Below are 22,367 nucleotides of genomic sequence, written 5' to 3' on the forward strand. Positions count from 1 at the left end.
ACTGTTTATAAAGCAGTATTTTAAAGCTATTTAAAAAAATATTAGTTTACAATACTACTAAAATTAAAAAACCCCTCTAGAATTAGCTTCTAAAAGGGTTACAATTTAAAAATTACAGATTGTTTATTTAATAAATTCTATTGCTTTTTCTAATGCTGCTGGAATACCACTAACATTCTTCCCTCCTGCTGTTGCAAAGAAAGGTTGGCCACCACCACCACCTTGAATAAATTTACCTAATTCTCGAACGACAGCTCCAGCGTTTAGTTTTTTATCATTAACTAATTCTTTAGAAATATAACACGTTAACATCGGTTTATCTTCATCGGCTGTAGCCAAAACAAGGAACAAGTTAGTACCCAAAGCGCCTAGTTCATAAGCTAAATCTTTAGCACCTTCTGGATTTAATTCTACTTGCTTTGCTAGAAATTGAACTCCATTAATTTCTTGAATTTCATTTTTCAAAGTTTCTTTTAACGCTTTGACTTTATCTTTTATCAAGGCTTCAATTTGCTTAGATAGTTTAATGTTTTCTTCTTGCATCGAATGAACTGCCTTCAAGATATCTTGAGGATTCTTCAAAGCTATTTTAACCTCGCTCAATGTGTTTTCTTGTGCTGAATAGAAATCTTTTACAGCATCGCTAGTGATCGCTTCAATACGACGAATTCCAGCAGCAACTGCTCCTTCAGAAACAATTTTAAAGTGCCAAATTTCAGCAGTATTTTTAACGTGAATTCCTCCACATAATTCCATGCTTTCTCCAAATTTAATTGCGCGAACATGATCACCATATTTCTCCCCAAAAAGCGCCATAGCACCTTCCTCTACTGCTTGTGCAAAAGGAATATTTCTTCTTTCAATAAGTGTTAATTGCTCTTGGATTCTAGCATTTACAAAATCTTCAACTTCTTTTAATTCTGTTTCCGTCATTTTAGCAAAATGCGAAAAGTCAAAACGTAAATAATTAGGATTTACTAATGAACCCTTTTGCTCAACATGCGTTCCTAAAATACTTCTCAAAGCTTGATGCATCAAATGCGTAGCCGAGTGATTTCTTGAAGTCAAGGTTCTTAAATTCGTATCCGCTTTTGCTACGAAATTAGCTTCTAAGTTCTCTGGAAGTTGTTTTGTGAAATGTAATATTAAATTATTCTCCTTTTTTGTGTCGATGATTTCAATAGATTCATTAGCTGAAACTAGTGTTCCTTTGTCACCTACTTGTCCTCCACCTTCTGGATAAAATGGAGTGTTGTTTAGTACGATTTGGTATAAAACGCCATCTTTTTTACTATCTACTTTACGTATTCTAGTGATTTTAACTTCATTTTCTGTTTGGTCGTAACCAACAAATGTTTCTACATTTCCAGGAATTAAAACAGACCAATCTTCAGTAGAAACCTCTGAGGCAGCACGCGAACGCGCTTTTTGAGCCTGCATAGAAGTATCAAACTCAGCATCACTAAAAGACATTCCTTTTTCTTTTAGAATCAAAGCTGTCAAATCTTTTGGAAATCCAAAAGTATCATACAATTCAAATGCTTTAGCTCCCGAAATCCTCCCCAACCCCTCCGAAGGAAGGGCTTTTTTAGTATCGGCAATAACTTTGTCTAATAACTGTAATCCTTGATCTAATGTTCTTAAGAAAGATGCTTCTTCTTCACGAATTACATTAGTTACAAAAGTTTCTTGCAATTTGATTTCTGGGAAAAACTCTCCCATTTGGTTCGCTAAAACAGCAACTAATTGATTGATAAAAGGTTCTTTTATATCTAAGAAAGTAAAGCCGTAACGAATTGCACGACGCAATATTCTACGTATTACATAACCAGCACCAGTATTGGATGGTAATTGTCCGTCAGCAATTGCAAATGCTACTGCACGAACGTGATCTACAATTACACGAATAGCAATATTTGTTTTATCTTGAGGTTCTGAAACGTTTGCAACTTCATTTGAAGTATATTTTGCTCCGGTAATTTGGCTTACTTTTTCAATAAGCGGTGTAAAAACATCTGTATCATAATTAGAAGTTACGCCTTGTAATGCCATGCATAAACGTTCAAATCCCATTCCAGTGTCAACATGTTTAGCTGGTAGTTTCTCTAAAGAACCATCTGCTTTACGGTTGAATTCCATAAATACGTTGTTCCAGATCTCAACCACTTGTGGATGATCATTGTTCACTAAACTTTTGCCTGAAACTGCTGCTTTTTCTTCAGCGGTACGTAAATCGACGTGAATCTCAGAACATGGTCCGCAAGGTCCTTGATCTCCCATTTCCCAGAAATTATCTTTTTTATTTCCAAGAATGATTCGGTCTTCAGAAATTAATTCCTTCCAGATGTCCCATGCTTCTTGATCAAAAGGAACATTTTCCTCAGCACTTCCTTCAAAAACAGAAACGTAAAGATTTTCTTTTGGAATTTTATAAACTTCCGTTAATAGTTCCCAAGCCCAAGTGATAGCCTCTTTTTTGAAATAATCACCAAAAGACCAGTTACCCAGCATTTCAAACATTGTATGGTGATACGTATCAAAACCAACATCCTCTAAATCATTATGTTTTCCTGAAACACGAAGACATTTTTGTGTATCGGCAATTCTATTACTTTTTGGCGTGGCGTTACCTAAGAAGTATTCTTTAAATTGCGCCATTCCTGAATTGTTGAACATCAGCGTTGGATCATCTTTAAGAACTATAGGTGCTGACGGAACAATTAAGTGTCCTTTTGATGCAAAAAAGTCTAGAAATTGTTTACGTACGTCTTGTGATTTCATGTTTATTAATTAGAAAATTAGTCAATATGATAATTTAGAAAATGTAAAAGTTCTTCAATTATCAAATTTGTTTTGCCCCAGATAGTAGTGGAAAGCTTTGCAGTTTTGAAATTTAATTTTTCGTGAGATAGCAGAGCGACCGGAGGAAGCTCCTGCTAGTTCATTAGAAAAAAGATTTCAATACAAGAACTTGCAACGGATAGCTGGATAAGGCACATTAATATTATTATTCTAGAAAAAAGGCATATTCGAATGAAACATTTATTAAATTTGTTCGTCTAACCTTTTTACAGTGTGCAAAAATAGGGTATTTTAAAATATGTCGAAAGTAAAATATTATTACGATTCTGAAAATCTAGCCTACCGAAAAATAAAAACACGAAAAAGTAAAAAGTTTGGTGTTATTATGCTGTTTTTGTTAGCTGCGGCGCTGTTTGGATTGCTTAGTTTTGTCGTTTTATTGAATACACCGTACTTTGAAACACCAAAAGATAGATTACAAGCAAGAGAAATTGAAAATTTGAAATTGAATTACGCTATATTAAATAAAAAAATGGATCAGGCAAATGGCGTTATCGACGCGATTGAAGAACGAGATAATAATTTATATCGCGCTTATTTTAACAAAGCTGCGATTCCAGATTCGATACGAAAAGTTGGATTGCCTGGATTGAATAGATATAAAAAACTAGAAGGCTATGACAATTCACAGTTGGTGATGAACACCACGAAACGAATCGATGTGCTGAGTAAAGAATTAGTGATACAATCAAAATCTCTTGATGACATTTTGAAATTAGCGGCAGCAAAAAGTGATTTTTTATCTGCCATTCCTGCCATTCAACCGGTACGAAATGAAAATTTAAAACAGTTAGCTTCGGGTTTTGGATATAGAACAGATCCTTTTACGAAAGTAAAAAAAATGCATGAAGGCATGGATTTTACAGCAAAGACTGGTAGTCCGGTATATGCAACAGGAGATGGAGTAATTGCAAGAGCAGATAATTCTGCTTCAGGTTACGGAAATCACATTGTAATTCGGCATGGATTTGGTTACGAAACATTGTATGCCCATTTGAGTAAATACAATGCTAGAGCCGGTCAAAAAGTGAGTCGTGGAGACGTAATAGGATATGTGGGAAGCACGGGAAGATCAGAAGCTCCTCATTTACATTATGAAGTTCATAAGGATCAAAAAGTGGTGAATCCACTTAATTTTTATTACGGAAATATATCGGCGGTGGAATATGTAGCCATTGCGCATTTAGCAAATCAAGAAAATCAGTCGCTCGATTAACAATTTTAGAATGTTATTGTTGTAATAAATCTAAATTTATAAAGTATTAAGCATGCACATAGAACTTTCAAAAGATAAAAGATATTACAGCATAGGCGAAGTAGCAAAAGCTTTCAACGTTAACGCATCGTTGATTCGATTTTGGGATAATGAATTTGATATTCTAAAACCTAAAAAGAATGCGAAAGGAAATAGAATGTTTACTCCTGAGGACATTACTAATTTGCAATTAATTTATCATTTAGTAAAAGAAAGAGGTTTTACGCTTGAAGGTGCAAAAACGCATTTAAAAGAAGGCCAAAAGAAAACACTTGACAAATTTGAGATTATTCGCAAGTTAGAAACCATACGAACACAATTAACTAATATTAAAAACGAACTTTAGACTTCAAGTTGCTGAAAAGTGATTTTGGATTTCAGATTTTAAACACAATAAATAAACACTAAACTTAAAATTAAACAAACATGAAAAGATTTTTGCCTTGGATTATTGGAGCAGTAGTAATTTTTGGAATTTACAGCTGGGTTAAAGGAATCAACAACACAGCGGTAGTGCTAAACCAAACCGTAGAGCAATCTTGGGGTGATGTTCAAACTGCTTATCAAAGAAGAAATGACCTTATTGGAAATTTAGTAAATACTGTAAAAGGAGCTGCTGAATTTGAAAAAGGTACTTTGACAGCTGTAATTGAAGCAAGAGCTAAAGCAACGCAAGTAACAATTGATCCGGCTAATATTACACCAGAACAATTAGCAGAATTCAATAAAGCACAAAGTGGAGTGAGCAGCTCATTATCGCGTTTGTTAGTAACTGTAGAGCAGTATCCTGATTTAAAAGCAAATGCTAATTTCCTGAAATTACAAGATGAATTAGCTAGTACTGAGAATCAAATATTGACAGCAAGAACTCGCTTTAATGAATCAGTTAAACCCTATAATTCTCATATAAAAACTTTCCCAAATAGTTTATTTGCTGGAATGTTTGGATTCAAAGAGAAAGCTTATTTCAATGCTGTTGAAGGTGCTGATAAGCCAGTAGAAGTACAATTCTAAAACGAATTAACACACATTTTATTAGCGATTTTTGACAACAGAATAATTAATTCTGAAATCAGAAATCGCTAATCTTCATTCAAAAATATTTCCAATGTCAAAAGTAGAAGATTTTTTAACTAGCGAGGAAGAACAAGAAATTGTTGCAGCGATTTGTATGGCTGAACAAAATACTTCTGGCGAGATTAGAGTACATATAGAAAAAACAACTTCTTTAGACGCTTATGATCGTGCTCTGGAGGTTTTTCAACAACTTAAAATGGATCAAACTGAACTTAAAAATGGAGTTTTGATTTACGTAGCTGTAAAAGATCGGAATTTTGTAATATGCGGAGATGAAGGAATTAACAATGTTGTTAAAGATGACTTTTGGAATTCAACTCGTGATGCGATAGTTTCTCATTTTAAAAATGGAGATTTCAAACAAGGTCTTATTGCGGGAATAATTAAGGCAGGAGAACAATTACAGCAATATTTCCCTCACTTAGATGGAGATGTTAACGAATTATCGAACGAAATATCAAAAGGATGATGCTACGACATAAAAAGAGTGCTCTATTACTATTAAAGTTATTTGTTTGCTTATTAATTACACAACTAAGTTTTGCGCAGTTTACAATTCCAAAAAAACCTAGTTTTCAAACTTCTGTTTATGACTACGCTAATGTTTTAAGCTCGTCTGAAAAAGCGCAGTTAGAAGAAAAACTCATTAGATATTCTGATTCTACTACAACTCAAATAGTAGTTATTACTATTGAAAGTTTAAAAGGTGAAGATGTTAGCCAGGTTGCTACAAGATGGGGACAAACTTGGGGAATCGGAGGAACTGAAAAAGATGATAATGGTGTCGTTATTTTATTGGCTAAAGCCGAAAAGAAAATCGCAATTAATCCTGGTTATGGATTAGAAGATCGCTTGACTGCGGGTATAGGCGGTGAAATTATAAGAAATATTATTCTTCCAGAATTTAGAGCAGGAAGTTTTTACAATGGACTTGATAAAGGTTCCGATGCGATAATCGATGTATTTAAAGGTAAATATAAAGGCGAGCGAAAAAAGAAACAACAAGATAGTGACTTCCCAATTCTGCCTTTTATAATTATTATCATCGTAATTTTAGTTCTTGTTTCTAGAAATAAAGGTGGCGGTGGCGGAAATTCAGGAAATAGCGGCGGAGGCCCTAGCCTTCTAGACGTAATAATTTTAAGCAGTCTTGGCAGAAATGGCGGAGGAGGCTTTGGTGGCTCTTCTGGAGGCGGTTTTGGCGGAGGCGGCGGTGGCTTCGGCGGAGGATTTGGCGGCGGAGGTTTCTCTGGCGGTGGATCTAGCGGAGGTTGGTAATCGTAATTTTCTAAATAAAATAATATACAAAAAGCTGCAAATTTGCAGCTTTTTTGTTTTATGAGAATTGAATACTTTCTTCAATCTGAATGTAAATTTTATTTGAAAATGAAAATTAAGTATTGATTGTGAGTGAATTAACTAAAATTTACATAAACCTGAAGTACCTTTAATAGAAAAAATTATGAAAAATTTAGCTATTAAACTCGTGTGGTTCACCACTTTATTTGTTCTCGTATTTGCTGGCTTAAGCCAAACTAATATTGCGATTTCAACGGCAATCGTACTTTTTATCGTTGGACAACTGTTGGTCATTTATATGGTTTATACGGTTCTAAAAGATGATTATTCAACCACTAAAACTTTTAAAAACTGGTATGAAGATCATCCTAGGGATATTATAAATGAATAGAATTTCATTTTTTAAGATTTAATACACTTTAAATAAAACTATGTTAAATCAGGTATACTCTTAATTAAATAGTATCAATAGTAGAATGTAAGTTCTACACGTTAATTAAGAAATTTAGAAAATAAATTGGCAATATAATTTCGAAAAATATATGGCTTAAGTACTCTTGATTACCTATTTTTGTTAACATGGCTATTGATCAATAAATAATCATAGATTGAAAAACGTTCAACAAAAAACTAGAAATGAATCGCAACATAATTATTTTCGGCTTGGTTTTACTATCACTTCAAGGATGTGGTAAAAAAGAGGGGAATAATAAAGCTGTAAGCAGTGATGAAACCATGAGCTGTGCCTCATCCTTACCTTCCCGTTATGCTACTACAAGTGCAGATGATTCAACAATAATTTCAAAAGAAATATCGTATGAAGGTATGGTTCAAATACCTGAAGGCGAATTTTTGATGGGTGCTTCTGACGATGAGGGCAGGCAAGATGAATATCCACAGCACAAAATAAAACTAAACGGTTTTTGGATGGACGCAACTGAAGTCACAAATGCCCAATTTAAGAAATTTGTTGAAGCTACTGGCTATGTCACTACTGCTGAAATAAAGCCAGATTGGGAGGAAATAAAAAAACAGCTACCACCTAACACTCCTCGCCCCGATGAAAGTGTGTTAGTAGCCGCTTCTTTAGTATTTACACCAACTAACGCAGCCGTAGATTTAAATGATGCCTCAAAATGGTGGAAATGGACAACTGATGCGAGTTGGAAACATCCAGAAGGACCTAATAGCACTATAAAAGGAAGAGAAAACTATCCCGTAGTTCATATATCATGGGACGATGCAAATGCTTATGCAAAGTGGGCTAGAAAAAGATTACCCACGGAAGCTGAATGGGAATTTGCTTGCAGAGGTGGATTAGTCGATCAAAAATATTCGTGGGGAAATGAAGATCCTGAAAAGGGAAAACCGAAAGCAAATATTTGGCAAGGTAAATTTCCATATTTGAATACCAATCAGGATAAATTTATTGGTGCGGCACCAGTAAAATCTTTTGCTGCAAATAAATATGGGTTATATGATATGGCAGGGAATGTATGGGAATGGTGCAGTGATTTTTACAAACCAGATTATTATAAAGATTTGCAAGGTAAAGTAACCAGCAATCCGCAAGGACCTGAAACAAGTTTTGACCCAATGGAACCCACCATTCCGAAGAGAGTAGTTAGAGGAGGTTCATTCCTTTGCAATGCTTCTTATTGTAAAGGCTATCGCGTTACCTCAAGAATGAAGTCATCACCAGACACTGGTTTAAACCATACAGGTTTCAGATGCGTAGCAGATCTTAAATAAACTTAAAACTAGACTTGTAATATTATGTTATTATCATTAAAATAAAATTATAGCAACTAAATATCAATTAAAAACAATATTTCAGTGAATATTATAATTATTTAATAATACAACGGCTACTGTTATTGTAAAATTAACAATTATATTTATGTAGTAAATTAACTACCACAAATGAAAAACTTATATTTTAGCGCGGTCTTTATTCTATTATCAATGTCTTTAAGCGGCAGTGTTTATTCACAGTTTAGCGGTTGGAAAGAAAAAGCATTAGAAGTAGGAGCTTCACTAGGAGCTAAAAAACTTGGTTTAGATGAAGTGCTTAAAAAACCAGCAGCAATAACAACTTCCTTTGATGATGTAAATAAGTTAGGCTCTAAATTTGCTGATCAATTTGTTTTAAAAAACATACAGCCTCTATATTTGCTGCCTAAAGCTAGCGCGTGAGGTTTTATTCTATGTGATGGTTTTTACGAAATGACAAATAAAAGTTATTGTCTTCAAGCTGGAACTTTTCAGCCATCTAAAGGAGACGGTTATATGTATGCTCCAACATTAGGCCAAAAAAAAGAAATAGTAACTACAATTCTAAAAAATGCAGAAAACCATCCTGAAATTAGTCCGAATGACATTCAAATGTTACTATGGACAATCATTGCAAGAACACGATTTGCAGATTATAGTGGTAAAGTAAAACTTACTGCAGTTGCATTATTAAGCACTCTTGAATTGACACGATTAGAAGGTGGCATGCTAGGAGTTTTACCGGCAAGCTTAATGAACAAAGCAAAATTTAAAGTTCCTAGTGGTATCCAAAATATCCTTGAGGCAGAAAATAAAATTCGTCAGCTCGTTGCCTCAGGAAATTACACTTATGCTGACATGGAAAAATACGCAATATTAGCTGGTATGGCTCCAGCAAGAACCGATTTTCCTAGTGGTATTTGGACGCTACACCCTGATGGATATTACATTCGTTATTTCCCTTCAGGATATTCGAAAACAACTGTTCAAATTTACGTCCCTAAAGAATTAATAGTATCAGGTCAAAAAATAATTTACGATGCTACTAATGATTTTGCCTGTCCAGCAAACACAGGCTCTCAACGTTTAGCGCAAACAAACGAACCAATAAATCCAGACTATTCTATTAAAATTAAGATCAATTGTAAATAATTACAAATTGCAGCAAACAAAAAAGTCCTGAGTATATCAGGACTTTTTTGTTTACTATAATTTTAGTTAACTGTTAGAACATAATATCATTAATGAAAAATCATTCTATTTCTAGATGGTTTTTCTTTTCCTCCAAATTTGTTAAGCTTATAAGTAAGTGAAAACATAACATATCTTTTAAGAACTGTATTTTCTTCGTCGCGAATGTTTGTTGGCGATATGGTTCTTGTGGCGCTCTGATTTTGATTTAAAATATCATAAACCTTAACTTTAGCAGTCATTTTTTTATCAAAAAAGCTGTATGCTAAACTAGTATTCCACAAATAGAAGTCCTTCTTAAAACCATCAGCAATGTTAGAATTATAGGTATAACCAAAATCGTTTCCAAAAACCCAGTTCTTAGGCCAATAATTCGTAGTTTGAATATTAAAACGGTGAATAACACTGGATGCGCCATCAGTTCTATAATTTTTATATTTCGAATCGTTATACGTAAAGTTGTATGTCGGGTTTATTGTTAGCAGTTCGCCATATTCGTAAGTGAAATTAGCTTTTGGATTCAATCGCAGCGTTTTAGCTTCAAACATTTCATCATTTATAAAACCTTTAGACAGTCCATAATTAGCGCTAAAACCTAAGCCGTATTTAAAACTATGAGCTTCTTTTTTTATTGTTTTATTCCAAGACGACCCAAACCAAGAGGAGTACGTTCCAGAAACATTTTCAAAGGTTGTACTATTTTTAATACTGCTGTCATAAGTTACAGCTGACACCAATTGATCACCATACAAATTCCCTCCAAAATAAATAGAATAACCGGAGCGGGTTGCATAATCATAATTGCGAAAACTAAAATACCCCCACTGATTACTACTTGGTTTTAAATCTACATTTCCTATAACAGTGCTCAAAGGATTAGATAAATCTTCCACGGGCAAAACTTGATTGGCGTTTGGAAAATCATAATCATAGCTATAATTTAGATAGATCGATTTTGATTTATTTAAACGATAGCTTAATCTAGCAGTTGCATAAGGCAGTACGTACTCTTTAGTTAAATTTGTTGGCGTTCCTAAATAGAACGAATTGTTTGCAAATTGCACGATTGATGGTCCTACGGCAGCACTAAAATTTAATTTTTTATTATCAAATGAAAATCCTGTTTGAGGTCGAAAGGTTTTTTTATCAGATGTCATATAATTTGTTAGTTCAGCATTCGCTGAAGAATAGGACTGAGATCCTAAATCAAAGTCGTACGTATTTCTATCGTCTGATTTGAGTTCACTGTTGTAATTAAGACCGAAAGTAATATTTAAAGAATCTGTAACTGGCTCAGAATATTCAACTTCAGCAGTATATTTGTCTACTAAATTTCTATTTTTTCTTATTTGATCTCTAATTATAGGAGCATTCGAACCTTGATAAAAAACAGTATTTGTTTTATTCAAAGAACTAACTGTCTCTTTAGAATTCTCATTATCGAATGATAAACTTAAAAAACGTCCTTTTCGCTTAAATCTCTTATTGAAATTTATTGAGTTGCTAAAACTTCCTCTATCACTATCATCAAATACTTGAGCGGTGCTTTCATTTACAAGTTGGCCGCTATCGTTCATCGATTTCTCGAAAGAATTAGTGCTATAAGTCGAATTTGACTTTGTAAATTTTGGACCAACAAATATCGAAGCAGTAGAGTCTATTTTGTATTCTAATTGAAAACTTAAATTATGTCCAAAGTTCTCTCCGTTAGTGGTCGCTTCAGACTCTCTATTAATAGCACCAGTAGGTAAAAATGTAATCATTTTTGTTCTATTGACATTATCAGTATTCGAACTAGAGAAAAAATAACTTCCACTTGATTCTAAATCCTTTACTAATTCATCTGCATAATTAACTCCTAACATATTAGAACGAGTGATCCCTTTTCCACTACCAAATCGATTCCCATTAATAGTGAACGATCCGCCGTCAGAGTTATAAGACATAGAACTATTTCTTCCTCCGCCCATATTGTCAAAAATCTCATCCATGGAAAAACCAGTGGAGTTGATATTATTAGACGAAGCCAGAACGCTTATTTTACGCTTATTTTGAAAATAATTAAGTAGGGCGCTGCTTTCATATCGATCGTCTGAACCGAAGCCACCCATGAATTTGCCAAATAAGCCTTTATTTTTCTTTTCGTCAATAGTTAAATTTATACTCGCATTATTGGAGGTTGAAGCTTGCTTATTTAACTCTTCTTTTTTAGTTTTTGTATCCGTAATTTGGACTTTATTTATAATATCCGAAGGTAAACTCTGTAATGCTATTTTTCCATCTTTATCAAAAAACGGTTTACCATTGACAAGAACTTGATTTACTTCTTTTCCATTTACGGTGATTTTCCCGTCAGTTCCTACCTCTACTCCAGGTAATTGCTTTAATAAAGTCTCGACATTTGAGTCGGGGCGAACTTTAAATGAAGAAGCGCTGAATTCTAAAGTATCTTTTTTAATTCGAATAGGTGGTGCTTCACTTTTCACTACAACTTCGTTCAAGTTGTTCGGATTTTCAAGCAATTGTAGTATTCCAAAATCTTTACTTTCAGCAATGCTTTGAATTTCTTTCTTAAAAGTTTGATAACCCATATAAGAAATTTTCAAAAAGAACGGTTTTGTAATTGACTTTGTATCAATTCTAAAGAAACCATTTTTGTCTGATATTGTGTAGTCAATTACAGTTGAATCTTTTACTGAAGTCAAGAAAACAGTTGCTGCTTCAATTGGGACTTGGGTATTTTTATCTAATACTTTACCTTTTAGACTAATATTGCTTTGCGCAAATACTGAAATACATAAAAAGAACGACAGAATAAGTAAGTACTTTTTTTCCATAAAAAAAAATTCGCTGTTAGTTATTACAAACTAGCAGCGAATTAAGTTATTTTTTTTAATACAACGTAATTCCTTACGTCAACTTTAACATTTTATTTTTCTCTAATATAGATGTCAATTGGTACTCCTGAAAAGTCCCAGTTCTCTCTAATTTTATTTTCAAGATAGCGTTTATAAGGCTCCTTAACATATTGAGGCATGTTAGCAAAAAACACAAACTGAGGCGTTGGCGTTGGCAACTGCATACAATACTTAATTTTTACATATTTTCCCTTAGTTGCAGGCGGTGGATATGCTTCAATTACTTTCAACATAAACTCATTGAATTTTGAAGTTGCGATACGTTGTTGTCTATTTTCATAAACTTTAACGGTCGCTTCAAGTGCTTTCAATAAACGTTGTTTTGTTAAAGCAGAAACAAAAAGAATAGGCACATCCGTAAATGGCATTAATTCTTCTCTAATTTTATCTTCATAATCGCGAGTAGACATAGTTTCCTTTTCAACTAAATCCCATTTGTTTACTAAGATTACAACTCCTTTTCTATTCTTTTCAGCCAACCAAAAAATACTTTGATCTTGGCCTTCAAATCCACGAGTAGCATCAATAATCAAGATACAAATATCAGCATGTTCAATAGCACGAACAGAACGCATCACCGAATAAAATTCTAAATCTTCCTTCACTTTAGCTTTACGACGGATTCCCGCAGTATCCACCAAGTTAAATTCGAAGCCAAAACGGTCAAATTTAGTATCAATAGAATCACGAGTTGTACCCGCAATATCAGTAACAATATATCTTTCTTTACCTATCAAGGAATTAATAAAACTAGATTTTCCAGCGTTAGGTCGACCTACAACAGCAAAACGCGGTAAAACCACTTCTTCTTGAGTTGGCTCTGGTTTTATTGGAAAAGCATCAATTAATGCATCTAATAAATCTCCAGTTCCACTTCCTGAAATACTAGCAAAAGTATAATATTCACCTAAACCAAGGTTGTAAAACTCTACCGCATCTTTTTCACGCATTGCGTTATCCACCTTATTTACAGCAAGTAGAACCGGTTTTGTTACTTTACGAAGCAGTTTTGCAACAGCATCATCCATTGGAGTAATCCCTTCCTCAACATCAACTACAAATATAATAACGTCAGCTTCATCAATTGCAAGTTCTACTTGCTTACGGATTTCGCCTTCAAAAATATCATCAGAACCACGCACATAACCTCCAGTGTCAATTACAGAAAACTCTTTTCCGTTCCACTCGCTTTTACCGTAGTTTCTATCTCTGGTAACTCCAGAAACTGAATCTACAATAGCTTCTCTTCTTTGTATCAGCCTATTGAAAAGGGTCGATTTCCCCACATTAGGTCTTCCTACTATCGCAACAATGTTATTCATAAGTATTTATTCAAATATTTTGCAAAGGTAGTGTTAAATATATTGACTATCAATTTTTTTGATATATTAGCGCAACCTAACTAACTATACTTATATGGATGCCAATAATGAACTGCGACTTCGATTACGCTTTTATAAAGACGTAATGATAAACACAACTGTTTTAAGTCAGAAATTCGCAGATTATGCAAAGTCAAATCCGCAAGATTACTTTATAAAAACTAGAGGAACTCATATTTGGATTAACATAAAAGGAGATAAAAAAAAGTACTACTCTCCACATTTACATTTAGAGTTAGAAGCCAAAAGCGAAAACGAAACACATATTAGAGGACTCTTTGGACCAGATGCCACTTTATGGACCTTCTTCATGTTTCTACACTTTATAATTGCAGGTATTTTTTTAATTTTTAGCGGTATCGCCTACTCCAATTCAATCTTAAATAAAAGCTATACCTTCGATTTAGTCGTACTTGCACTCATGGTAATAACTTGGTTTCTACTTTATTTCATTGCAAAGCAAATAAGAAGTAACGGAAACGATCAAACACATGAGATAGAAAAAGTATTCTTAGAAATTATTGAGTCATAATTATTAGGAGCTAATCCAGCTCTTCATTGCAACTCCTCGTTCATAAAGGAGTTGTTGCAATGCGCTTGCAGGAGCTTTCTTCGGTCGCTCTGCTAGCACAGCAACAATAGTCTTTATTCACTGCGGGGTTTCCATTTTGATCTGGGCTAAAAAAAAATCAGTATCAGAGAAATACTCTAATACTGATTTCAATATATTTTGTATTTAGCTTTTATTTTAACTGAACACTAAAAAACTAACCACTATTTTATTGGTTGTAACCAAATCGCTTCAACATATTAACGTTGCTTCTCCAATTCTTATTAACCTTTACGTATAGTTCAATATGTATTTGTTTTCCAAAGAATTTTTCTAAATCAGCACGAGCTTCTGTTCCTACTTTTTTCAAAGCGGCTCCTTTATGACCTATTATAATTCCTTTTTGAGTGTCTCTTTCGACCATAATCAAAGAACGAATTCTGATGATATTTTCATCTTCAAAAAATTCCTCCGTAACAATTTCGACAGCATAAGGAATTTCTTTGCTGTAATTCAACAATATTTTCTCACGAATCGTTTCATTTACAAAAAATCTTTCTGGCTTATCAGTCAACTGATCTTTTGGATAATATGCTGGAGATTCTGGTAACAATTCGATTATTCTTCCAAAAACCTCAGGAACATTAAAGTTTTGCAACGCCGATATTGGAAAAATTTCAGCATTCGGAACCTTAGCGGTCCAGAAAGCAACTTGTTCTTCTAATTGTTCTTGATTAGAATTATCTATTTTATTTAATAGTAACAATACAGGAATTGTAGCGTGAATTATTTTATTAAAAAAAGCTTCATCTTTTAAATCTTGCTCACCAATTTCGACCATATAGATCAAGATATCAGCATCTTCAAAAGCAGATTTAACAAAATTCATCATCGATGCTTGCATTTCGTAAGCAGGCTTAATGATTCCAGGAGTATCAGATAAAATCAATTGAAAATCTTCGCCATTTACAATTCCAAGAATTCTATGACGAGTCGTTTGTGCTTTAGAGGTAATTATGGACAACCTTTCACCTACGAAAGCATTCATTAAAGTGGACTTTCCAACGTTTGGATTCCCTATGATATTTACAAAACCTGCTTTATGTGACATTTTCAATTTATTTATTTTGCAAAGGTAGTTATATCAAGTCAATAGATGAAATAAAACATTTTTTTAAATTTATGTTTGGGTTTCTTAAATTTAGTTGTACATTTGCACTCACAAATCGCGGGATAGAGCAGTAGGCAGCTCGTCGGGCTCATAACCCGAAGGTCACAGGTTCGAGTCCTGTTCCCGCTACTAAGGTAGCCTTATTGAGATTACAAACGCACATCGCGGGATAGAGCAGTAGGCAGCTCGTCGGGCTCATATCCGCCGCGGCGGACACAAGTTCGAAACGTAATCTTATTGATAATACAAACGCACATCGCGGGATAGAGCAGTAGGCAGCTCGTCGGGCTCATATCCGCCGCGGCGGACACAAGTTCGAAACGTAATCTTATTGATAATACAAACGCACATCGCGGGATAGAGCAGTAGGCAGCTCGTCGGGCTCATAACCCGAAGGTCACAGGTTCGAGTCCTGTTCCCGCTACTAGAAAACCATTAACTTTCGTTAATGGTTTTTTCATTTTAAAACCTTTTTTATTATGGATGAATTCGTTGTTTACATTTTATACTCCAAAAAATTCAATAAGAACTATACTGGTTTCACCTCTAATTTGATAGAAAGATTTAAATCACATAATTCGCTTGGCATTAAAGGATATACTTTAAAATTCAGGCCGTGGGAAGTAGTTTATTTAGAATTTCACAGTTGTAAATCTGATGCTATGAATCGTGAGAAATATTTCAAATCAGGAATTGGCCGCGAATTTATTCAGAATCTAATTTTAAACTTTTGATCTTGAGGGCTCATATCCGCCACGGCGGACAAAGGTTCGAGTCCTGTTCCCGCTACTAGAAAACCATTAACTTTCGTTAATGGTTTTTTCATTTTAAAACCTTTTTTATTATGGATGAATTCGTTGTTTACATTTTATACTCCAAAAAATTCAATAAGAACTATACTGGTTTCACCTCTAATTTGATAGAAAGATTTAAATCACATAATTCGCTTGGCATTAAAGGATATACTTTAAAATTCAGGCCGTGGGAAGTAGTTTATTTAGAATTTCACAGTTGTAAATCTGACGCTATGAATCGTGAGAAATATTTCAAATGAGCAGTTGGTCAAGAATTCATTCAAGGTATAATTCTACACTAAGGATTTGGAGGACTAATGTCCGCCGTAGCGGGCTATTAGAAAAGCTTCACAGAAATGTAAAGCTTTTTTCATTTATGACTATTTTGAAAAACAAAAATTTACTTTTGCAAAATGTTAGAAATTCTTTATCAAGACGAATATATTATAGCCATAAATAAACCAAGCGGATTATTGGTACACAAATCATTTTATGCACGTGATGCAAAGGTCTATGCTATTCAAGAATTACGAAATCAGATTGGGGGACGACACGTTTATCCAATTCATCGCTTAGACCGTAAAACATCTGGCGTCTTGTTATTTGCTTTAGATAAAGAGATTCTAAAAATCATGAATGATCGTTTTGCTACTCGTGAAGTAGAAAAAAAATACTTAGCAATTTTACGCGGTTGGTCACCTGAAGAACTAACCATTGATTATGATTTAACTAATGATGATGACATCACCCAAAGTGCAGTGACCTACTTTCATCGTTTACAAATTTCAGAAATTGCATTAGAATTTAACAATAAACCAACCTCACGCTATTGCTTAGTAGAAGCAATTCCTGAAACTGGACGTATGCACCAATTGAGAAAACATTTTAAACATATTTTTCATCCCATTTTAGGAAGTCGGCCACATGGTTGTAATAAACAAAATAAATTATGGTTGGAGAATTATGAGTTAAAAGGAATGATGCTTCACGCCCATCAGTTAATTTTTAATCATCCTATAAAAAATGAACAGATAGTCCTGAATGCAAAGATTAATGAAGAGTTTAGCCGAATTGGAGCCATTCTACATTTAGATTTGAGTAAATATATTTAGAATAATATTTTTTAGATAGTTATTTCAATCCTGCATGCATCTGGGAAAATGAGACTTTTTTTACTTCATTAAGCTCTTTGATCTATTTCACATCTTTAGATATTTCCAAAAAAACAAAGTCAAATTCATCAATAATTATTTAATTAAGACTAAAATAAGCTTATTAGTAAGAAAAGTTTGTCTACTTTTGCCCCCGCAATGGTTTACCTATACTTTTCGGTATAGTTAACTAAGAGGGAATCAGGTGTAAATCCTGGACAAGCCCGTTACTGTAAGTTCCATGCAACATTTTGACAGATTTCTATATATATGAAATCTTAACTTTTGCCACTGTTTGAATTAACAATCAAATGGGAAGGCGGTTCAAAATGGGAATAAGTCAGGAGACCTACCGCTGCACATTAATTGAAGCTTTCGTGGACCAGAGCTTTCAAACACAAAAAATCATATTTGATTTTAATTTATTCAAGTAAAACTATTTTTTAATAAAATAGAAATTCTGTTATGCACTTATGTAAACTCAGTTATCGCTGTTTATTACGTGGTGGGTTACTGTTGTTTGCATGCGTCTTATTTTCAGATGTTGCATGCGCACAAGTGAACCAACCTGTAGTAAAAAAAGAATTCGATTCTTTAAAACCCCTTCATTTGCGTGAGGTCTTACTGTATTCTAGTAAAAGGGAATTCAAAATTGAATCTCCAATGCCAGTTCAAGTACTTTCAGGCAAACAATTAGAAAAATTAAATAGCCTCTCAGTTGCTGACGCCATTCGCTATTTTTCAGGAGTTCAACTTAAGGACTACGGCGGTATTGGGGGATTAAAAACAATTAATGTACGCAGTTTAGGAAGCGCTCATACCGCAGTTTTTTATGACGGAATGACGGTAGGCAATGCTCAAAACGGACAAGTCGATTTAGGTAAATACTCCCTTGATAATATAGAAGCAATAGAATTATACAATGGACAAAAATCCTCCATCTTTCAACCTGCGCGAGGTTTTTTTGCTTCTAATACGCTCTACCTTCGATCAAAAACACCTGAATTTAAGAAGGGTAAAAACACTAATATTCGAACTGCATTAAAAACAGGATCTTTTGGACTATTTAATCCTTCCCTACTTATTGAACAAAAAATATCTGAGAAAACTTCCTTTGCCACAAGCATAGAATGGACTAAAGCCGATGGTCATTATAAATATAGGTACCAAAAAAAAGCGGGTTATGACACAACAGCAGTAAGGAAAAACGGAGATGTCGCAGCATTTAGAAGTGATATATCATTCAACTCCAAGATTAGCGAAACTGCAAAAGCATCATTAAAAGCTTATTTTTATGATTCAGAGCGCGGTTTACCTGGCGCAATTGTAGCTAATAATTACGACCACATTCAAAGGCAGTGGGATAGTAATTTTTTCATGAATGGTTCGTACCAAAAGTCGTTTGCGAATCAATTTGATTTATTAGCAAATGTCAAATACAGCAAAGACTTTAGCAGATATATTGATCCTGATTACAAAACATTAGAAGGCGCTTTAGATAACAAATATTATCAAAATGAATTTTACGCTTCCATCGTGAATTTGTATAAGGTAAATGAATGGTGGAAAACATCTCTGGCAACTGATTTTTCAATCAACACTTTAGATGCTAATTTATATCGTTTCCCCTACCCTACTCGCTACTCTTATCTTGGTGCTTTGTCGAGTGAGATGCATTGGAATCGTTTAGATATTCAAGCAAATCTTTTAGGAACTTACGTTCAAGAAAAAGCTAAATATTTTCAACGAGGAAATAATCAGAAAGTGTTTTGCCCAGTAATCGCAGCCTCTTATCAACCATTTGAAAGTAAAAATTTCAGAATTCGTGCTTTCTACAAAGAATCTTTTAGAATGCCCACTTTCAATGATTTATACTATACTTTCATTGGGAATAGTTCATTGAAACCAGAGTTCACGACTCAATACAACTTTGGAACAACTTTTTTATTGGAACCTAAAAAGACTTTACAAACCGCTTCTTTCCAAGCAGATATATACTATAACCGAGTAAAAGATAAAATTATCGCAATGCCTTCGTCAAACTTATTTAGATGGACAATGATGAATTTAGGCGAGGTTGAAATTAAAGGATTTGATAGCAGTGTTAACTTGGTTGTAAAACTTCCAGCAGAAATATCTTTAGATCTAGGAATTTCATATACCTACCAAATTGCAGTTGACATTACTCCGAAAGGAACTACTTATGGAGACCAGATTCCTTACGTGCCTGAAAATAGTGGCACTTTAACTTCTGGTATCAACTGGAAAAAATGGCAATTGAATTACAGTTTTATTTATACCGGTGAGCGCTACAGTCAAAAAGCTAACATTCCCATAAACTACATACAACCTTGGTACACTAGTGATATGGCTATCATTTGGGATGCCGCAATTTTAAAGAAGTCCGTGAAAATAGGTGCTGAAGTAAACAATTTATTAAATCAATATTATGATGTAGTATTAAATTTTCCGATGCCAGGAAGAAACTACCGTTTAAACATCACTATTAATTTTTAAAAATTATAAATCAAAAAAAATTAAAATATGAAAACAACAAATAAATTTTGGATTCTGTTACTTGTTAGTGCTTGCTGTTTTACATCGTGTCAAACCGATGACCCAATTATTAAAGAAGAAATTATTGAACTTCCATCCCAAACGCCAACTTCGGTAGATGGTTTTTATCTTCTTAACGAAGGTAACATGAGTTCGAATAAAGCATCTTTAGATTATTACGATTATAAATCAGGGTCCTACAAACGTAATATTTACAGTCAAGCTAATCCAGAAGCCACTTTAGGATTAGGAGACGTAGGAAATGACATAACCGTTTACGGAGGAAAAATATACGCCGTAATTAATAACTCTAATAAAATTGAAGTTATGGATGTCAAAACAACTAAGCGCATTAAAGTTATAGATGTAAAAAACGGTCGCTATGTAACTTTTGGTAATGGCAAAATATATGTAAGCTCATATGATGGCGAGATAGCTTTAGGCTCTAGCTCACCAAATGGTTTTGTCGCAGAAATTGATACGACTTCACTAAGCATTACAAGAAGCGTAAAAGTAGGCAGACAGCCTGAACAATTAGCCGTAGTGGGACAGAAATTATATGTCGCTAATTCCGGAGGATATAGTCCACCTAATTATGAAAGAACTGTTTCTGTGATCGATTTAAAAACATTTACCAAGACTAAAGATATTGATGTTGCAGTAAACTTACATCGATTAAAAGTGGATGCTGATGGTGATATTTATGTTAGTTCACGAGGCGACTATTATTCAATTCCTTCTAAATTATTTATAATAGATTCGAAAACAGATTTGGTCAAAAAAACTTTTGATATTGCTTGCGCTAATTTATGTATTGCCGGCAACCAAGCTTATGTAATAGGTTCTGCATTTAATTACTCTACTTTCGAAAACGTAATTACCTACTCTCTTATAGACACTAAAACAGAGACTCTCTTACCAAAGTCATTTATACCAAAATCTATCAGCGACCAAATAACAACACCTTACGGAATTGCAGTTGATCCCATTTCTTTCAACATATATATAACTGACGCTGGAGACTATGTATCGCCAGGGAAATTATACTGTGTTGACAAAGATGGAATTCCAAAATTTACAGTTACCACTGGTGACATTCCCGCACACATCGCTTTTAAACAAAAATTCAAATAATAACAACAATTAATAATCCTTTAAAATTCAGAAAATGAAAAAAATTCTAATTGCTTTATCTTTAATTTTAGCATTAACTGCTTGTTCCAACGATGAAATAGCATCGCCAGAAATTGTAATTGCAGAACCAACTGGTGGTTTTACAATTGACAAAATGCAATGGCTAAGAATCCAACCAGAAATAAAAAATGGAAATGATGCAACATATAGTTGGACGTTAGATGGAAAAGAAATTTCAACCACTTCAAATCTACTTCACGTATTTGCAGAAGCAGGAACTTATGCAATTGCATTTAAAGCAAAAAATGAAGGAGGAGAGAATACTAAAACATTCGCAATAACAGTTAATGAAAAATCTTATCTAAATCGAATCTCACGCGTTTTTGATTATTTACCGGCTCCTGGACAATCAATAAATAAACTACCTGCTGCTACAGCAACTGACACTGATGAAACTATGCGTTTTGCAGCTGAAACAAAATTAACAACTAACAATATGATAAGCCTTGGTGGTTTTGGTGGTTATGTAACTTTTGGTTTCGACCACACCATCATTAATAAAGAAGGAAATGATTTCATTGTTCTTGGCAACGCTTTCGAAAACAATGCTGAACCAGGAATAATTATGGTTTCCTACGATTCCAATGGAAATGGAAAAGCAGACGATGAGTGGTACGAAATTGCGGGTTCAGAACACAGTAAACAAAGCACAATTAAAAATTACGAAATTACGTATTACAAGCCAGAAAGCGAACCAGTAAATGGAAGTGAACCTAATTACATAAAATGGACTGATAACCAGAAACAAGAAGGTTTTATTTCTAAAAATCAATATAATAAGCAAAGCTATTTCCCATTATGGAAAGGTGCAACTATTACTTTTAAAGGTACATTTCTAAAATCAAATTTAGAAAAAAAATCATTTTGGGTAACTCCTGCTTACGAATGGGGCTATGCAGACAATTGGTCTAATGCTGATGTAAAAGCGCAAATAGATATTAGCTGGGCAACAGATAAAGACGGCAAAACTATTAAATTAAACGGAATTGATTTTATAAAAGTATATAGTTCTAATCGCGCTGAAAACAGCTCAACTGGAGAAGTTTCTACTGAAGTTTCAGGATTTACAGACCTAAATTTAAAAAAATAACAGAACAATGTATAGGAAAGCTTCAGCGAAATCTGGAGCTTTTTTTGGTTTTAGCTGTTCTATAATTAGAGCTGGATTAATAATTTAGGCGATTTATCAAGTCA

The 22,367-nt window shown here is 33.9% G+C and carries 20 protein-coding genes, 2 tRNA genes and 1 riboswitch; of the genes, 18 read left to right on the forward strand and 4 right to left on the reverse strand.

The window, feature by feature from the left end; genetic code table 11:
• Window positions 1–123: 123 nt before the first annotated feature.
• Complete coding sequence (alaS, locus tag RCH19_RS00650) at window positions 124–2,781, reverse strand: alanine--tRNA ligase (RefSeq protein ID WP_343021618.1); 2,658 nt, start codon at window positions 2,779–2,781, stop codon at window positions 124–126.
• A 319-nt stretch (window positions 2,782–3,100) separates the two neighbouring features.
• Between alaS and RCH19_RS00655 the strand changes: the two genes are divergently transcribed.
• The 9 genes from RCH19_RS00655 to RCH19_RS00695 all read left to right on the forward strand — a co-directional run bounded on the left by RCH19_RS00655 (window position 3,101) and on the right by RCH19_RS00695 (window position 9,418).
• Window positions 3,101–4,078 (forward strand): M23 family metallopeptidase, encoded by a 978-nt coding sequence (locus tag RCH19_RS00655; RefSeq protein WP_343021619.1) that lies wholly within the window; start codon window positions 3,101–3,103, stop codon window positions 4,076–4,078.
• 52 nt (window positions 4,079–4,130) lie between these two features.
• Window positions 4,131–4,463: a MerR family transcriptional regulator gene (locus RCH19_RS00660; RefSeq protein ID WP_121924141.1), complete on the forward strand. Its 333-nt coding sequence runs from the start codon at window positions 4,131–4,133 to the stop codon at window positions 4,461–4,463.
• An 80-nt stretch (window positions 4,464–4,543) separates the two neighbouring features.
• Entirely contained in the window at window positions 4,544–5,131 is a 588-nt protein-coding gene (locus RCH19_RS00665; protein WP_121924140.1) for a LemA family protein, read from the forward strand.
• Window positions 5,132–5,225: 94 nt separating this feature from the next.
• A complete protein-coding gene (locus RCH19_RS00670) occupies window positions 5,226–5,663 on the forward strand; it encodes a TPM domain-containing protein (protein ID WP_343021620.1) in 438 nt (145 codons plus the stop codon).
• A complete protein-coding gene (locus RCH19_RS00675; protein ID WP_343021700.1) occupies window positions 5,663–6,472 on the forward strand; it encodes a TPM domain-containing protein in 810 nt (269 codons plus the stop codon). Before RCH19_RS00670 ends, RCH19_RS00675 begins: the two co-directional genes overlap by 1 nt.
• Before the next feature lie 184 nt (window positions 6,473–6,656).
• Window positions 6,657–6,884 (forward strand): hypothetical protein, encoded by a 228-nt coding sequence (locus RCH19_RS00680; RefSeq protein WP_343021621.1) that lies wholly within the window; start codon window positions 6,657–6,659, stop codon window positions 6,882–6,884.
• Window positions 6,885–7,129: 245 nt separating this feature from the next.
• Window positions 7,130–8,245, forward strand: coding sequence for a formylglycine-generating enzyme family protein (locus tag RCH19_RS00685; RefSeq protein WP_343021622.1), 1,116 nt, complete (start codon window positions 7,130–7,132; stop codon window positions 8,243–8,245).
• Window positions 8,246–8,416: 171 nt separating this feature from the next.
• Complete coding sequence (locus RCH19_RS00690) at window positions 8,417–8,689, forward strand: hypothetical protein (RefSeq protein ID WP_343021623.1); 273 nt, start codon at window positions 8,417–8,419, stop codon at window positions 8,687–8,689.
• A gap of 30 nt (window positions 8,690–8,719) precedes the next feature.
• Complete coding sequence (locus RCH19_RS00695; RefSeq protein WP_343021624.1) at window positions 8,720–9,418, forward strand: hypothetical protein; 699 nt, start codon at window positions 8,720–8,722, stop codon at window positions 9,416–9,418.
• A gap of 89 nt (window positions 9,419–9,507) precedes the next feature.
• Here RCH19_RS00695 and RCH19_RS00700 read toward each other — a convergent pair whose 3' ends face one another.
• Both RCH19_RS00700 and der read right to left on the reverse strand, forming a co-directional pair.
• Window positions 9,508–12,294 carry an outer membrane beta-barrel protein gene (locus tag RCH19_RS00700; protein ID WP_343021625.1) on the reverse strand — a complete coding sequence of 929 codons (2,787 nt, stop codon included), beginning with the start codon at window positions 12,292–12,294 and terminating at the stop codon, window positions 9,508–9,510.
• Window positions 12,295–12,386: 92 nt separating this feature from the next.
• On the reverse strand, window positions 12,387–13,697 hold the full coding sequence (gene der / locus RCH19_RS00705; protein WP_343021626.1) for a ribosome biogenesis GTPase Der: 1,311 nt from the start codon (window positions 13,695–13,697) through the stop codon (window positions 12,387–12,389).
• Window positions 13,698–13,791: 94 nt separating this feature from the next.
• Between der and RCH19_RS00710 the strand changes: the two genes are divergently transcribed.
• Window positions 13,792–14,289 (forward strand): hypothetical protein, encoded by a 498-nt coding sequence (locus tag RCH19_RS00710; protein ID WP_343021627.1) that lies wholly within the window; start codon window positions 13,792–13,794, stop codon window positions 14,287–14,289.
• A 247-nt stretch (window positions 14,290–14,536) separates the two neighbouring features.
• Here the strand turns inward: RCH19_RS00710 and era are convergent, their stop codons facing one another.
• Window positions 14,537–15,418 carry a GTPase Era gene (gene era / locus RCH19_RS00715; RefSeq protein ID WP_121924133.1) on the reverse strand — a complete coding sequence of 294 codons (882 nt, stop codon included), beginning with the start codon at window positions 15,416–15,418 and terminating at the stop codon, window positions 14,537–14,539.
• Window positions 15,419–15,534: 116 nt separating this feature from the next.
• Here era and RCH19_RS00720 point away from each other — a divergent pair.
• The 8 genes from RCH19_RS00720 (at window position 15,535) to RCH19_RS00755 (ending at window position 22,263) form a co-directional block, all read left to right on the forward strand.
• Window positions 15,535–15,607: transfer RNA gene (locus RCH19_RS00720), tRNA-Met, on the forward strand.
• Window positions 15,608–15,829: 222 nt separating this feature from the next.
• Window positions 15,830–15,902 (forward strand) — tRNA-Met (locus RCH19_RS00725).
• A 55-nt stretch (window positions 15,903–15,957) separates the two neighbouring features.
• Complete coding sequence (locus tag RCH19_RS00730) at window positions 15,958–16,212, forward strand: GIY-YIG nuclease family protein (RefSeq protein ID WP_343021628.1); 255 nt, start codon at window positions 15,958–15,960, stop codon at window positions 16,210–16,212.
• A gap of 110 nt (window positions 16,213–16,322) precedes the next feature.
• A complete protein-coding gene (locus RCH19_RS00735) occupies window positions 16,323–16,532 on the forward strand; it encodes a GIY-YIG nuclease family protein (protein ID WP_343021629.1) in 210 nt (69 codons plus the stop codon).
• A gap of 153 nt (window positions 16,533–16,685) precedes the next feature.
• On the forward strand, window positions 16,686–17,384 hold the full coding sequence (locus RCH19_RS00740) for a pseudouridine synthase (protein WP_343021630.1): 699 nt from the start codon (window positions 16,686–16,688) through the stop codon (window positions 17,382–17,384).
• Between the two features lie 182 nt (window positions 17,385–17,566).
• Window positions 17,567–17,795: riboswitch (cobalamin riboswitch) on the forward strand.
• Between the two features lie 291 nt (window positions 17,796–18,086).
• A complete protein-coding gene (locus tag RCH19_RS00745; protein ID WP_343021631.1) occupies window positions 18,087–19,940 on the forward strand; it encodes a TonB-dependent receptor in 1,854 nt (617 codons plus the stop codon).
• A 27-nt stretch (window positions 19,941–19,967) separates the two neighbouring features.
• A complete protein-coding gene (locus RCH19_RS00750; RefSeq protein WP_343021632.1) occupies window positions 19,968–21,113 on the forward strand; it encodes a YncE family protein in 1,146 nt (381 codons plus the stop codon).
• Window positions 21,114–21,147: 34 nt separating this feature from the next.
• On the forward strand, window positions 21,148–22,263 hold the full coding sequence (locus tag RCH19_RS00755; protein WP_343021633.1) for a PKD-like domain-containing protein: 1,116 nt from the start codon (window positions 21,148–21,150) through the stop codon (window positions 22,261–22,263).
• The last annotated feature ends 104 nt before the right edge of the window (window positions 22,264–22,367 follow it).

This window comes from Flavobacterium sp. PL12, assembly GCF_039123485.1.
Lineage (GTDB): Bacteria > Bacteroidota > Bacteroidia > Flavobacteriales > Flavobacteriaceae > Flavobacterium > Flavobacterium weaverense.